The following is a 14,918-nucleotide window of genomic DNA, read 5'->3' as shown; positions in this document are numbered from 1 at the left end:
AATCCAACCAATTATTTTTTTCCTCTTGATGGGTTGCTTATGTCCAGCTCATGTCCAGCTTATGTCCAACTTATGTCCGATTTGGACATAATCTTTACATCAGTAATGGATGAACTGCCAAGAAAGAAGAAATAAAATTGCAGAGATGTTTTTATAATTTGTTATAACGGTAAAAAACTATAATTATACCTTTTCAAAATTATCGGAATAAATCATATTATAAAAGCTTAAAAAAGTTATATATGGCTAAAACATAAAAGATATTTTCTTGAGGTTAGGGTAGAAACCAGCAGAAAAAAACTTGACAGATTACGATATCTATAGAAAAGAAGAATATAATAAAAAAGAGGATAAAATGATGTGGATAGTTAAATTATTTCATTCTATCTGGCAGATGATACTACTCTGGTCTTTCGTCTGTCGTTCCTATTTTATCCGTCTTTTTGCTAAAAATCCAATTAAACGCCGCTGGTTACAGATTAAAAATATGAGCAATTCTTCTCGAAAATTTCTTCGTGCTTTCCATGTCAAACTTAGAGTAAAGAATCAGGAAGTGCTTCAACAACTTAAAGATAACAACTATCTGCTGGTAGCTAATCATTCATCTTTATTAGATATATTTTTGCTTGGTGCAGTTGACAATTATGTATTTATCACCTCCACCGAAATGAGTGAAACTCCTATTATTGGTAATATTATCCGTCTTGGCGGTTGTCTTTATACTGACCGGAAAAATAAATTAAATCTCCCTCAAGAAATCAAACGCTTCACTGATGTGTTAAAAAAAGGTTTTAAAGTCGTGCTATTTCCGGAAAAACCTGGCACTGATGGAACAAAAGTCAATGAATTTCGTCCCTCCCTCTTTCAGACTGCCGTAGATGCTGCCTGCACTGTCGTTCCTGTTTGTATTCGTTATCTGAAACTGGATGGGAAACCAATTAATGGTAAAAATCGTTTCGTCGTTTTCTGGTCTAAGAGCATTAATTATTTAAAATACTACTGGAATCTGCTGGCACATAAAATGGAAGTAGAAATCAATTTCTTAGAACCAATAGAGTTTGACCCTAATCGTGATAGAAGCGAACTCTGTCAATTAACCTATGAAAAAGTAAGCAACACCTTTGAAAGCTATGAAAATTGTGTTGCAGGTTCATAATATTTGGAGAAAATGCTAATGGCAAATAATAATAATAAATTACAGTTAGGACCTATTAACTATATAATCTTAGGAATCGCTGTCATTTTGCTAATTGTAGGCTACTTTATAATGGCAGGAAATGAAATCGTTATCTCTCCTGTAATACTTACTATCGCATATGGCGTTCTAATTCCACTGGGGCTGCTCTATAAGAGTAAACCTAAGGAATGAACCAACAGCTACTTACTGATGAGACTGCAGCCAAACTAAAACGGTTTCAGCTACTCGCTAAAACTACCGTTGAAGGTTTTTTGGTTGGGCTGCATAAATCCCCCTATCACGGTTTCAGTGTTGAATTCTCCGACCATAGAGAATATAATATTGGTGACCCTATTAAAAATATTGATTGGAAAATTGTAGCTAAAACCGATAGATACTATGTGAAACGCTTTGAAGAAGAGACCAATCTACGCTGCTATATTCTTTTAGACCACAGTCGTTCAATGTTCTATGGCTCTGGTGAAAACACTAAAATTGACTATGCTTGCCGACTTGCTGCCTCTCTGTCCTGGTTGATGATAGGTCAAAAAGATGCCGCAGGATTAATTACCTTCAATAATGAAATCACTAAGCTACTTCCCCCCAAAGCATATAGAGGATACCTCCCTCAAATTTTTAGGATACTGGCTGAATTGGAACCTAAGGATTCCACCAATCTTCTGGAAAACTTACATAAAATTGCTGATACTATCCGTAAAAGAAGCTTAATAATACTGATTTCTGACCTTTTGGATGAACCTGAAAATATAATGGATGGACTAAAGCACTTTAAATCTCATCATCATGAAGTATTGGTGTTCCATATAACTGATATACAAGAAGATAATTTTAAATTTCACGGAGAAACTGAATTCATTGATAGCGAAACGCAAGAAAAAATTACCGTCAATCCTTGGCAAATAAGACCCGATTATCTGCTTAATTATCAAGAACATATCCAGAAACTTAAGGCTGGATGTCATCAATATCAAATTGAATATAATCCGGTTAGCACTGCTACTCCTATAGAAGACCTGCTGTTGAAATATCTTTTAATGCGAAGAAAAGGATAAATGAATGGAGTCTGTAAGAACTATTCCCCAAAAACAGATATATAAAGCTATAATTGAAGCAATCGGGCAGATATATTGTCAATCTACTCCAGAAACTAAATCTTTGCTAAACCAAGCCTTAGCCATTGAAGAAGATGATGTGGCAAAAGATATGCTTCAAGCTATGCTATTAAATGAAGAACTTGCTGCTAAAGAACAACTTCCTATATGTCAGGATACTGGCATAGTAATTGTTTTTGCCGATATTGGAACAGAAACTAAAATTGAAAATGGAACACTTTATTCTATAGTATCAGAAGCAGTTAATGATGCTTGGGGAAAATACTACCTTAGAGATTCTATCGCTGAAGAACCATTAAGGTATTTCTCTAACCCTCAAAAAAAATCAAAATACTATTCGCAACCCGTCATCTTACATTTATCCGAAATATTAGGAAATAAATTGGAACTACATATATCCTTAAAAGGTGGTGGAGCTGAAAATTGCAGCACCCTTAAAATGTTTAATCCTACAGCAACCTTAACAGAAATTGAAGATTTTATTATAGACACTGTTGTTTCTGCGGGTGGAAAACCCTGTCCTCCTGTTTTTGTAGGTATTGGAATTGGAGGAGATTTTGAACAATGTGCTATTCTTGCTAAAAGAGCGTTAATGATTCCTCTCCCTGATTCTGAGAAAAAACCTGAATACCTCCAGATGGAAAAAAGAATCCTAAATAAGATTAATCAAAAAGGCAAAGGTGTACAGGGATTTGGAGGTAAAACCACTGCTCTAAAAGTAAATATATTATCTCAACCCTGCCATATTGCTTCTTTACCTATAGCAGTTAATATTGATTGTCATGCTCATCGTTGTATCTCCATATCTGTCTGAATAATAATAAGATAAGAGAATAAATATGAGAGTAATAAAAATTAATCTTCCTTTGCAACCACAACAGAAAAAAGAACTCAAAGTTAGAGATAAAATTATGCTTTCAGGAGAATTATATACAGCAAGAGATCAAGCTCATATTAGATTAACTCAAATGATAAAAGAAGGGAAACCATTACCTTTCGATTTGTTAAATAGTGCACTCTTTTATTGCGGACCTGCTCCTATTCCACCTGGAAAAGTATGTGGTGCCATAGGACCAACAACCTCAGCCAGAATGGATAAATATACTCCTTTATTACTGGAGAATGGTTTAAGAGTAATGATAGGTAAGGGAGAAAGGTCTAAAGATGTCACAGAAGAGATATCTAAATACGATGCAGTATATTTTATTTGTGTAGGTGGAATATCAGCCTTATTAGCTCAATCCGTGGTTTCATGTGAAACATTTTGTTGGAAGGAATTGGACGCTGAGGCTATTTATCGTCTTGTAGTAAAGGACTTTCCCTGTTATGTAGCTATTATTTAACGGTTATTCATCATATTCTTTCAGGTAGAATTATGATTCGTTATATCCCACCCTTCATCCTTTCTCAATATGAAAAAGACAATGTTCAAGGCAAAATGCAAGCTTTTGTCCTGCTCGGGGATATCATAGGCTTTACTACCATAAATGATGAATTACAAAAAAAAGGAAAAGAAGGTGCTGAAGAAGTTAGCCACTTAATAACTAATATCTTTAGTGAACCATTAAATATCATAGAAAAATATGGGGGGTTCTTATCTAATTTCGCTGGAGATGCTTTTTATGCTATTTTTCCTGGTGCTCAGCCAGAAAATATTATGGCTGCTTTACACTATATTCAATCCTTTCTAAGAAACCAATATCAAAAACAAAGACTTTTAAATAAATCTCCGGTAAAAATGAGAATTAGAATCGGTTATGGTACGGTTCAATGGATGATATTCTCCAATGATATCCAGATGGAGTATGTCTTCTTTGGCGATGCAATAGAAGAGGTTCAAAGTTTAAATAAAGGTCAAACCACTTGTAGATATTCTACCTCGGCTTTACAGAAACTAATCTCTTCAAGATTAGTGGATGATAAGGGAAAAATAAGTCGGGACTTCAATCCAGAAAAGGTAAAAGAAAATATAATTAATTATCCTTATCAGAAAGAGACTGAATACAAATTCCTTCATTATCGTTTGCATAATATCCATCCAGAGAATGAAATCAGAACCATTATCAGCAATTACACCCGGATACCTTTTACAGCAGATTTGGATATCTGCAGTATAATAGCCAATCTGGAAATCTTCTATCAATATTCTGGATCCTTTGTAGATAAATTATCGGTTACAAATAATTCTCTTTGCATTTTATCCTACTATGGAATGCCCCGAAATGAAGGAAAAAAGCTCAGTCAGGTCTTTCAACTTATCCTGGAAAGAGTTCATAAGTATCCCTTTATAAGTCAGGCAATATCAATGGGACCTTGTTTTACTGGCTTTGTTGGAGGAGAACATATCCGTGAATATACTGCCTTAGGTCATCCCGTAAATTTGGCTGCAAGACTATCGGGGAAAAGTAAAAAGGGGGAGATTTTAACTGATATAACACTAAAAAAGGAATTAGAAAGGAATTTTGACTTTGAATTTGTTGGTAATCTTTCTTTAAAGGGTTTGGAAAAAAGGATTCCCTGTTATAAATTAAAGGAATTGCAACCATCTGTTCCTGAGCTAAGAACGGTATTTGTAGGACGACAAAATGAATTAAAAAGTATACAGAGGATTATCTCCAAGTCAATAGCTGAACATCATAATTTCTTTATTTATATTGCAGGTGAAGCTGGAATTGGGAAAACCAGATTAGCGACAGAAGTGATTAACTCCTGCCAAGATAAGAACATACGAATCTTTCATATTATGTGTAGCATTACCAATTCCCGACCATTGGAACCTATGAGGCAGATATTTCAACAACTTTTCCTTATCAAGGATAATCAGCAGAATGCATCTTCAAGCTTTCATCAGAGTTGGTTAAATTGGTCTAAAAACGAAAAGAAATGGAAGGAGGATGAAGAAATGATAGGGGGTCTATTAGGTTATGTAGGTAAAGATTCCCATTTTTATAACCTACCTCCAGACTTAAGATTGAGTAAACTTTATCAATCTGCGTTAAAAGTTCTTCAGGAAGAGACAAAAAGGAATCCTATTATATTTCATATTGATGATTTACATTGGATGGATGAACAATCTCGTAATTTCTTCCATATTTTGGGAAAATCAGATATAAAAGATACAGGTATTTTAGCAACCACTCGTTATATTGAAAATGATAGGCTACCAATTTTGAATATGGATAATTTTAGCTTTTATCGTTTTGACCTTGCTCCTTTAAGTAAAAATTATTCCTGGCAGCTCTATAAATCAATGATGAATCTGGATGATGTGCCAGCTGATTTGAAACAGGAACTTCTGCAGAAGGATACAGGAAATCCCTTTATTATTGAACAGATGGCATCTTATTTATTAGAAAGTGGTGTGCTTGAGAATAGTGCGGACTATCTAAATATCCTGGGGAAAGATAATTCTTTTGATGTCAATGACATAATTGGTTTTCGCATAGACCGTTTACCTTTTTCAGTGCGTGAATGTATCTATAATGCCAGTGTTCTGGGTATGAAATTTAATCTGAAAGTATTAAGTCAGATGCTAAAAAGAGATATCCGGCAAGACCTTTTAATAGGCACACAAAACCGTATCTGGAAAAGCCTTGAGAGAGATTTTTATATCTTCACTCATATCCTTTTGCAGGAAGCTGCTTATAATAGAATGTTTAGTGATAAGCTAAAAAGTTTACATCTAAAAGCGGCTCAATCTATGGAAGAAGTATTCGCTCAAAATATAAGTGAATACTCCGAAGAAATAGCAAAACACTATGAAAAAGCTGGAGAAATCATCAAAGCCTCCGATTATTATGATAAAGCAGGAGATTATTACTGGGATAATAGTTATTTTGAATTGGCTGAAAAGTGCTTTCTAAAAGCGGTTGAATTAGCTGGAAAATCTTTTGGTACAGATAATATGAATTATGGAGAAAATGTATTTCATCTCGCTCTCTTCTATCATTATATGCAAAGGATGGAAGAGGCAGAAAAACTTTATGATACTGTGATGAATATTGCTTTAGCCATATATGGAGAAGATAGTCTTAAGTTAAGTCCTTATATTAATAACTTGGGAAGGTTCTATAAAGATGTTGGACGCTATGAAGAAAGTGAAAGATTGCTTCTCCAATCACTGGAATTAGAGAAGAAACATGAGCCTGATTCTTCCAATGTGGCTGATAGAATTAATAATCTGGGACATTTATATTCACTGCAAAATCTTAATGATAAAGCCACGGAAATGTATCAACAAGCCTATGATATAATGAACCGAAATTATGACCCCTATCATTTCTTTACTGCCACCGTTTGTAATAACTTAGGGATGAGTTTTGCGGAGTCTGGAAAGATAGAAGAGGCAGAAAAACTTCTACAAAGAGCGGTTGAAATTGGCAAAAAGATATATGGTGAAAATCATCCTCAAATAGTTATTTACTTCAAAAATCTGGCATCTATTTTTATGGACCAACAAAGATGGAATGAAGCTGAAGCATTGTTACATAAGTGCTTAACTATTGATCGTAAATACTTTGGGAAATATCATAATGCCACACTTTATATAGTTAAAGCACTGGAAAAATTCTATAATAAAATAGGTAATAAACGAAAAGCTAGATACTACTCTAAATGGCTGCAAGAAGCCAATGAGCTAAGTCCGTAACGACATCATTCTTTAACTCCAATTCTGGCACATTGATTATATATAGGGCATTGATTGCATTTGGGTTTTCTTGGAGTGCAAAGATTCTGACCAAAAGCCACTACATAGGAATTGAAAGTTAACCAGTATCGTTCCGGTAGAATCTTTCTCAATTCCATCTCTGTTTCATAAGGGGTCTTTGTTTGAACATATCCCCAGCGATTACATATTCTATGAACATGCACATCCACACAAATAGCCGGAAGTGAGAAGGCTATGGCTCTCACAAGATTAGCAGTCTTTCTTCCTACTCCAGGTAACTGTAGAAGTTCATCTATTTCTGAAGGAATTTTTCCTCCAAATTTCTCTTTCAAGACTGACGGCAACTGTTTCAAATACTTAGTTTTGGCATTATGAAATCCTACTTGATGAATGATAGAATCAAGTTCCTCAGCACTAATCTTTTCCAGGTCATCTATATTCTTTACCTTTTCAAATAGCTTCTTTGCTGCTTGCGAGGTGGTCTCATCTTTTGTTCTTGCACTAAGGATAGTAGTAACCAGAACCTTAAATGGATCTTTGGTCTGAATCTGTATCTGGTCAACTACAGGAGTTCTAACTTGCGTAAAGTGCTTTTCCAATTCAGCCATCACAGTATCAATATCAAAATTATTCATAAAATTTAATCCGCTTTATTTATTATAAAATAGAGTTAAAAATATGTTGCAGGATATAGAAACTGATAGATATTGTCAATAAGAAGGAGATAAAGATGTGTGGTAGATTTGCCCAAGTTATAAAATATGACCAGTTACAAAGGCTGGAAAAAGAACTAAAATTGAATAGGGAAAGTGACCAGTTAACGATTAATTTTAATGTAGCACCAACTCAACCTGTGGGAGCAGCAGTGAGCCAGGATAGCGGAAGGTACATTGGCACTTTTCGGTGGGGTTTAATTCCTTCCTGGAGTCAGGAACTTCCTAAGTTTGATTTGATAAATATCCGTTCCGATTCCTTAATTTCGAAACCTTCATTCAAGAGGGGCTTACAATATCGCAGATGTCTGATTCCAGCTAATGGTTTTTATGAATGGCGTAAGACAGATAAACAACCATTTTTTATTCATTCAGCCCAGGATGACTTTATTTATATGGCAGGAATCTACGATGTCTGGCAAAGTCCTGAGGGAAGTTATGTCCCCTCTTTAGCCATAATAACTACGGATGCCAATCAGGTAATGCTTCCTATTCATAATAGGATGCCTGTTTTGCTATTTGCAGATGACCGTTTAACCTGGCTGGAGCATACAATTAAAGACATAAATAAGTTTATTCCCCTACTGAAAGCTCCACCAGATGATTTAATTTCTATGTATCCAGTTAGTAGAGTGGTAAACAATCCTCAAAACAATTCTGAAGAGTGTATCCGTCCAATATATATCACCCAGTAATTCAAGCTTTATCAATCTTAGAAATAACGAATTAAAATATAGACTGAACTGATTATCAAAGAAAGTATAGTATATGCCACACTTACTTTGGTAAATTCCATAAATGAGATATTAATCCCGTTCTTTTTAGTAATTCCAATTGCTACCACATTGGAAGAGGCACCAATAAGTGTCCCATTTCCACCTAAACAAGTTCCCAAAGACATTGACCACCAAATAGGATCCATAAGATTAGGTTGACTTATTACAGTGCCAATTTGCTTAATTAAGGGAATCATTGTTGCCACAAAGGGAACATTGTCAATAAAGGCAGAAAGAATACCTGAAAGCCAGAGTATAGCCATAGAAGTTGGACGTGCTTGATTATGGGTTAGTTCCAGAACTTTATGTGCTAATAAACTAATAAATCCGGTTTGAACTAAGCCTTCAACTATGATAAATAATCCCACAAAGAAAAAGAGTGTAACCCAGTCTACTTCATGAACCATTATATGCTCAATATCATTTCGTTGGCCTACCAGGATTAAGAATAATCCAGCAGACATAGAGATAGATGCTGTTCCTATTTTCAAAGTACTTTCTAAGGCAAGAAGAACAAGCATAACGGCAACGGTTATTAAAGATATTTTGAGCATTCTTTTATCTTTAATCAATCCCTCTTCTTTATAACTCATCATCCTGGCTCTATTTTCTCTACTCACTTTCAATTTGCCATGATACATAACCCACATTAAACCAAGACAGGCAATCGTAGCCAGAATGATTGCTGGAGTTAGATTAAAAATGAAATCAAGGAAATCATAATCCGTGGCACTTCCAATAATTATATTTGGAGGGTCACCAATCATAGTAGCAGCTCCACCCATATTGGAAGCAACCACCATCGTGATTATATAAGGAACTGGGGTTATTTTTAGTTCATTGCAAATCAATAAAATTATCGGAATTAAAATCATTATAGAGGTAACGCTTCCCAGAAAAGCAGAGGAGAAAGCTGTTACCACAAACATCAACATCATAATCAGTAACGGATTTCCACGCGCAAGTTTAGCGGTTTTGATAGCAATATACATAAAAATTCCTGTTCTCCGTAATACCGCAATAACCAGCATCATTCCGATTAAAAAGAAAATTACATTCCAATCTATAGCTCTAAGAGCAATATCCTGGCTTAGAATACCTGTTAGAATAAGCAAGAATGCTCCTATCAATGAAGCAAGCATCTTGTTTATTACTTCTGTGATTATTAATATATAGGTACCGATAAAGATACCTACTGCTATTAACATACTGACTGTTGCACTCATGCTTTTATAACCTTCCTGAAAATATCCATAGCTGTAATAATACCAACTAAACGTCCGTTATCTACCACGCAAAAATACCTTTTGTTATCTTTAAGCATATGATACACAGTCTCTACAATGGAGGCATCAGAAGAGAGCACTCGTGTATTTTTTTGCATTATCTCTCCTGCTTTAACTATTTCCTCTTTTTCAAATAAACTTTCCAGTGGCTCATAAGACCTCAAAAAAGCTACATTATCTATCATCATTAGATAGTCTGGCATTCCAACTTTTAGAATATTCAGAATATTAATCTCTCCCAGATATCTACCTTCATTATCTACAACAGGAATGCAGGAAATATTATGTACATTCATAAGACTATCTACTTTACTTAAAAGAGTATCAGGAGTGACACAGATAGGATTTTTTACCATCAAATCGGAAACACAAAGTTCCTGTCCTACTTTTATCCTGCATTGTCGTAAATAGTTAACTACTGCATAACCATCATTAAAGGAGCGTAATTGAGTCATCATCTCTTCATCTTCGGATATTTTAAGTAAAGCCGCCACAATATTTAAATATATCTTAGAAGAAGTCTTATCCGTAAAAATCATTACAATCCAGTCAACCTTTATGCCATCGTAATTCAGAGGATTCTGTAAAAAGGTCATTCCGATAAGTGTGTCTGCTAATCCATCCAGACGAATATGAGGTATAGCAATACCTGAAGGATAAACCATCGGAGCTTCCTTCTCTCTTTCCAGTATTAACTCAAGAAGTGTTTCTCCACAATTAGGTACAATATCTGATCTTAACTGACAGATACGATTTATAATATCTTTATAGACCTCTTCCCGAGTTAGAATTCTTTGCTCATAAACTATAGTACTGGGCTCCAGAAAATCTGCTAATAACATAAATTAGCCTCACTTTAGTCAAAATTTATTCTTAACTAATGTATTATATCTTTAGGTCAAGTTCTTTTATTTTCAATCTTCTTTTAAGTTATATTTTATAAATTGAAATTATGTTTATTATTCTCATTAGTGATTATATTCTAATCAAAGTTATATTTTCCTTGCCAGAAAGGATAGATTCTTTTAAGCAGTAAAGGAAATAAGGAAAATAATCTATGCTCAGCAATCAAGAAAACAAAAAAATCTGTTTTATAGCTGTTAATAGTGCTTGGTATCAAAGCAATCCTGCTTTATACTATTTACGCAATGCCTTAGAAGGTCTTCCTTATCATTTTGAAATATATGAATTTATTCCTGATGAACCACTTTTTGATGTACTGAGCACCATAGTTAGTTCTAAAGCCGACATCTTATGTTTTTCTGCCTATATCTGGAATCAATTGTATCTAAAGCTTCTAATCCCTGAAATTAAGAAACTTCTTCCAGAAACTAAAATCGTCATTGGAGGTCCTTCTGCTCTTGGTGAAGATTATAAATTGAACGATTCTGATTTTATAGTTAAAGGAGCAGGAGAAGGAGTTTTTCGTTATTTAGCGGAGAATAATTTTTCTCTGGAAGGAGGAATATATGAGGTTCCAGCTCCATCGTTAAATACACTTCCCTTTCTTTATAAAGAAGAAGATAGGGCTGCACTGGAAGGAAAATTGGTCTATTATGAATGCTCGCGGGGTTGTCCTTTCCATTGTATTTACTGTCTTTCCGCAAGAGATAACAGAAAAGAACTACGTTTTAATCCTGAAAGCTCAGAAGATAGAACAAGATTATACGATGAAATGGAGCAGCTTTTAACTTTAAAGCCACGAACCGTGAAATTTGTAGACCGTTGCTTTAACTTAAATCCTGATTTAGCTCATCTTATCTGGGATTATGTCATTCAAATGCAAGCAGATTGTGAGTTTCATTTTGAAATTTTTCCCGAACTTTTAAAAGAAGAAGACCTCACTCTATTAGCTAAAGCTCCTGCTCATAGGATTCGTCTGGAAGCAGGAGTTCAGACAGTCAATCCTGATATTGCGAAAGCTTGTGGTAGAAGCTCTAATTGGGAGAAAGCAAAAAAATCCTTAGCTTTCTTATGCGAGAAAACTCAGGTTCAGCTTCATACTGACCTGTTAGCAGGTTTACCAGGACAGTCAATGGCATCGGTGTTGCATTCTCTTGATGAATTGGCATCTATCTTTCCTGATGAAATACAGTTAGGTAGCTTAAAAATATTGCCTGATACACCAATGTATGATTTGGCAAAGCAAAAACATTATCTCTGGCTGGATACTCCTTTATGGCAGGTACTAAGAACTGATACCCTTTCTTTTGCAGAGCTTTCTACTTTAAATGCCCTCAGTAAGATACTAAATCTTTACTGGAATAAGAAAGAGTTTAACTCTGAATGGAGAACTTTGCTTGATTCGGGGAAAAAGGCTTCTCAGCTGGCACTTTCTTTACTTGCTTATCACCAAGAAAATCATATACCTTTACATAGCATTTCGCGTCAGGAGCGTTATAATATCTTTGCCATGGTTTCAAATCTCTGAGTTCCAGGTTCAAGTTTAGAATTTTAAGTTTCAAACTTTTGAATAAGTTACAATAAAGATTAACTGATAATACATCAATATATTATAAGATTAAAATAAGAAACAAGGAGTCATAAAAATGAATAAATACCTACTATTACTACTATTGTTGCCTGTAATGATTTTTGCTCAACCCTGGCAACAGGATAATGCGATTTTTAATCCCAGTGGTATTCCCAGTTTACCCTTTTCTCAACCTCGTTTTGTAGACCTTGATGCTGATGGAGATATGGATTTCTTTCTGGGAAACACTAATAGTGCACCTTTATATATCTGTAATATTGGCACAGCAACTTCTCCTCATTTTGTTATTGGCGATAACCTTTTAGCCAATATATCCTTTATTGATGCGGAATTAGCAGTTTGTGCAGATATGAATGCAGATGGGAAGTTAGATTTAATTACCGGTGGTTATACCGGTCTGCATCTATTTCTCAATACGGGAACAATTCAATCACCTGTTTATACAGAGCAGCTGGGTTATTTTTCCACTCTGGAAGTGGGAAATAATCCCGTGCCCGATGTTGCTGATGTAGATGGTGATGGCGATTTGGATTTAGTGGTCGGTTTAAGTGAAGATGGAGCTGTGCGAGTCTATTTTAATACTGGTACTGCTTCCAATGGTATTTTTCAGGAAGAATCAATGCAACTAATAGGAGATGTTGGTCTTTATGCTTATCCTGTTTTTTGTGATTTGGATAATGATGGTGATCAGGATATACTTTGTGGCAGAGATGCGCATGGTTTTGTCTATTATCAAAATAATGGAACTATCTCATCTCCCTTATGGGAAAATAATTCTGCCCTCTTTAGTGGCTTAGGGAATTCTACTTATTGGAATTCTCCAGACCTGGTGGATTTAGATGGAGATGGGGATTTTGACCTGATTTTCGGAACTGCAGATGGACCCTTAAAGTATTATGTGAATAATGGAACTCCATCTTCTCCTCAATGGCAAGAGAATACTAATCTTTTTGGTGGTGTTATAGATGCTGGTGGAGCGAGTTCTCCTGTCCTGTTTGATTTTGACGGTGATGGAGATTTAGATTTGATTTGTGGGACACAGCTGGGAGATATAAAATTTTATAAAAATATAGGAAATCCCTATGCTCCAGCGTGGCAAGAAGATAGCTCTTATTTTTCCAGTATAGACCATTCCATTTATTCAGCTATAACTCTTGGAGATGTTGATGCTGATGGACTGCCGGATGCCATAGTAGGTGATTTGAGTGGGAATCTTTATTTCCATAAAAATACCGGAACCGGTTTTATTCAGGTGAATAATGTCCTCCCCCCTATTTCTGTTGGTGGCTGGAGTGTACCTCGCTTAATTGATATGGATTCAGATGGAGACCTGGATTTGGCAGTTGGCAATGAAGCAGGGAATATTTATTATTATCAAAATAATGGTTCGCCAGAATTACCTCAATGGACTTTAGTTAGCGGATTTTTTGGCAATATAGATGTTGGCTCAGACTGTTCTCCCACTTTTGGTGACCTGGATGAAAATGGAAGATTGGACCTATTGGCAGGTGATTTGTTCGGTTCACTACATTGTTATCTATATCAAAATCATAACTGGGTTAATAATACAGAATTATTTGCTGGTATAGAAACGAATCAAAACGCGGCTCCTGCTCTGGCAGATCTTGACCATGATGGAGACCTTGATCTCGTTTTAGGTGATTATGATGGGACTTTCAAATTTTATCGTAATCTAAAATATTCACCTGCAGTTTTAAATCCTCCACTAAATTTATTAGCTAATACGGATGAACCTGTTACTATTAGCTGGGAGGAGCCTCAAGGAAGTACCTCTCCTCTGGAACATTACAACATCTATCTGGATAATGAGTTCGTAGATTCAACGACCTTTACATTCTACTCTTTCTTTAATTGGGATTTTACCGTGGCTCATATAGTGAAAGTAACCGCTCAGTATGTGGCAGGAGAATCAGTGCCAGCTATAATAGAAATTCCTGCCACTCCTCTTAATGATGAATACCAATCTATCGGTATTATTAGCATTTACCCAAATCCAGTTACCGATATAACTAATATTAATTTAACCCTGAAATCTGAAGATAAAGCCACGGTGTCAATCTACAATCTCAAAGGTCAACAAATAATTGGCTGGGAAGTTGTATCAAAAGGAAATCATAACCTCATATGGAATGGAAAAGATAAGCAGGGTAAACCAGTTGCAAACGGAATCTATCTATTGAATGTAAAAACTCCTCAAAACACTATAACCCGTAAGATATCTTTAATAAAATAGGATTACTGAAACATTGTTAACAGGAGTTCTAACTCTTAGAGAATAAATGAAAAAACCGTGAAGAGCACCGGGCGGTGTCTTCACGGTATCGGAGGGCATTCTATGTAGGATAGTTCTATTAAATTTAGGCTATTTATTTGTCAAGTTTATTTTTTATTTTTCCCCTAAATTTTTTCTCCTATAACTATCTTATAGCATACTAATTATTATATTTATGAATCAGTTAAGCTGATTATTTTGTTTGCTGGAAAAGTTATTATTCTTTCAAATAAATCAATACAAAAATAGGATCTGGAAGATTAATTAGTTTTTGAATGATTTTAAATTTATAAGTGTGATTCTCTTAGCTTATCCCTGGTATCAAGTGTTAATCATATCTTAATCAAGCGTTAATAATTAAAGACTTAATTAACGCT

The 14,918-nt window shown here is 35.0% G+C and carries 12 protein-coding genes; 9 read left to right on the top strand and 3 right to left on the bottom strand.

The window, feature by feature from the left end; genetic code table 11:
• The first annotated feature begins 355 nt into the window (after window positions 1-355).
• From E0946_RS00220 to E0946_RS00195, 6 genes are read left to right on the top strand one after another with little or no spacing between them, the layout of a single operon-like run.
• Window positions 356-1,156 carry a lysophospholipid acyltransferase family protein gene (locus E0946_RS00220; RefSeq protein WP_133200460.1) on the top strand — a complete coding sequence of 267 codons (801 nt, stop codon included), beginning with the start codon at window positions 356-358 and terminating at the stop codon, window positions 1,154-1,156.
• A gap of 18 nt (window positions 1,157-1,174) precedes the next feature.
• Window positions 1,175-1,369 (top strand): hypothetical protein, encoded by a 195-nt coding sequence (locus tag E0946_RS00215; protein WP_243713668.1) that lies wholly within the window; start codon window positions 1,175-1,177, stop codon window positions 1,367-1,369.
• Entirely contained in the window at window positions 1,366-2,250 is an 885-nt protein-coding gene (locus E0946_RS00210) for a DUF58 domain-containing protein (protein ID WP_133200458.1), read from the top strand. Before E0946_RS00215 ends, E0946_RS00210 begins: the two co-directional genes overlap by 4 nt.
• Window positions 2,251-2,254: 4 nt before the next feature.
• Entirely contained in the window at window positions 2,255-3,124 is an 870-nt protein-coding gene (locus E0946_RS00205; RefSeq protein WP_133200457.1) for a fumarate hydratase, read from the top strand.
• Between the two features lie 25 nt (window positions 3,125-3,149).
• Complete coding sequence (locus E0946_RS00200) at window positions 3,150-3,653, top strand: FumA C-terminus/TtdB family hydratase beta subunit (RefSeq protein ID WP_133200456.1); 504 nt, start codon at window positions 3,150-3,152, stop codon at window positions 3,651-3,653.
• A 32-nt stretch (window positions 3,654-3,685) separates the two neighbouring features.
• Window positions 3,686-6,958: a tetratricopeptide repeat protein gene (locus E0946_RS00195; RefSeq protein ID WP_133200455.1), complete on the top strand. Its 3,273-nt coding sequence runs from the start codon at window positions 3,686-3,688 to the stop codon at window positions 6,956-6,958.
• A 5-nt stretch (window positions 6,959-6,963) separates the two neighbouring features.
• Here E0946_RS00195 and E0946_RS00190 read toward each other — a convergent pair whose 3' ends face one another.
• Window positions 6,964-7,614, bottom strand: coding sequence for an endonuclease III domain-containing protein (locus E0946_RS00190; protein WP_133200454.1), 651 nt, complete (start codon window positions 7,612-7,614; stop codon window positions 6,964-6,966).
• Window positions 7,615-7,709: 95 nt separating this feature from the next.
• Here E0946_RS00190 and E0946_RS00185 point away from each other — a divergent pair, with 95 nt between their 5' ends.
• Complete coding sequence (locus tag E0946_RS00185; protein ID WP_133200453.1) at window positions 7,710-8,387, top strand: SOS response-associated peptidase; 678 nt, start codon at window positions 7,710-7,712, stop codon at window positions 8,385-8,387.
• A 17-nt stretch (window positions 8,388-8,404) separates the two neighbouring features.
• Here E0946_RS00185 and E0946_RS00180 read toward each other — a convergent pair whose 3' ends face one another.
• Both E0946_RS00180 and E0946_RS00175 read right to left on the bottom strand, forming a co-directional pair.
• Window positions 8,405-9,694: an ArsB/NhaD family transporter gene (locus E0946_RS00180; RefSeq protein WP_133200452.1), complete on the bottom strand. Its 1,290-nt coding sequence runs from the start codon at window positions 9,692-9,694 to the stop codon at window positions 8,405-8,407.
• On the bottom strand, window positions 9,691-10,596 hold the full coding sequence (locus tag E0946_RS00175; RefSeq protein WP_133200451.1) for a CBS domain-containing protein: 906 nt from the start codon (window positions 10,594-10,596) through the stop codon (window positions 9,691-9,693). The genes E0946_RS00180 and E0946_RS00175 overlap by 4 nt, the downstream gene beginning before the upstream one ends.
• 215 nt (window positions 10,597-10,811) lie before the next feature.
• Between E0946_RS00175 and E0946_RS00170 the strand changes: the two genes are divergently transcribed.
• Together E0946_RS00170 and E0946_RS00165 are read left to right on the top strand one after the other, a co-directional pair.
• Window positions 10,812-12,185 (top strand): B12-binding domain-containing radical SAM protein, encoded by a 1,374-nt coding sequence (locus E0946_RS00170; RefSeq protein ID WP_133200450.1) that lies wholly within the window; start codon window positions 10,812-10,814, stop codon window positions 12,183-12,185.
• A gap of 118 nt (window positions 12,186-12,303) precedes the next feature.
• Window positions 12,304-14,502 carry an FG-GAP-like repeat-containing protein gene (locus E0946_RS00165; protein WP_133200449.1) on the top strand — a complete coding sequence of 733 codons (2,199 nt, stop codon included), beginning with the start codon at window positions 12,304-12,306 and terminating at the stop codon, window positions 14,500-14,502.
• Window positions 14,503-14,918: the final 416 nt, after the last annotated feature.

Origin of the sequence: Candidatus Syntrophosphaera thermopropionivorans (genome assembly GCF_004353895.1) — a bacterium.
In the GTDB taxonomy this organism is placed as follows: domain Bacteria; phylum Cloacimonadota; class Cloacimonadia; order Cloacimonadales; family Cloacimonadaceae; genus Syntrophosphaera; species Syntrophosphaera thermopropionivorans.
Note: the sequence above shows the minus strand (reverse complement) of the source record. Positions and strands in the feature narration are given on the sequence as shown.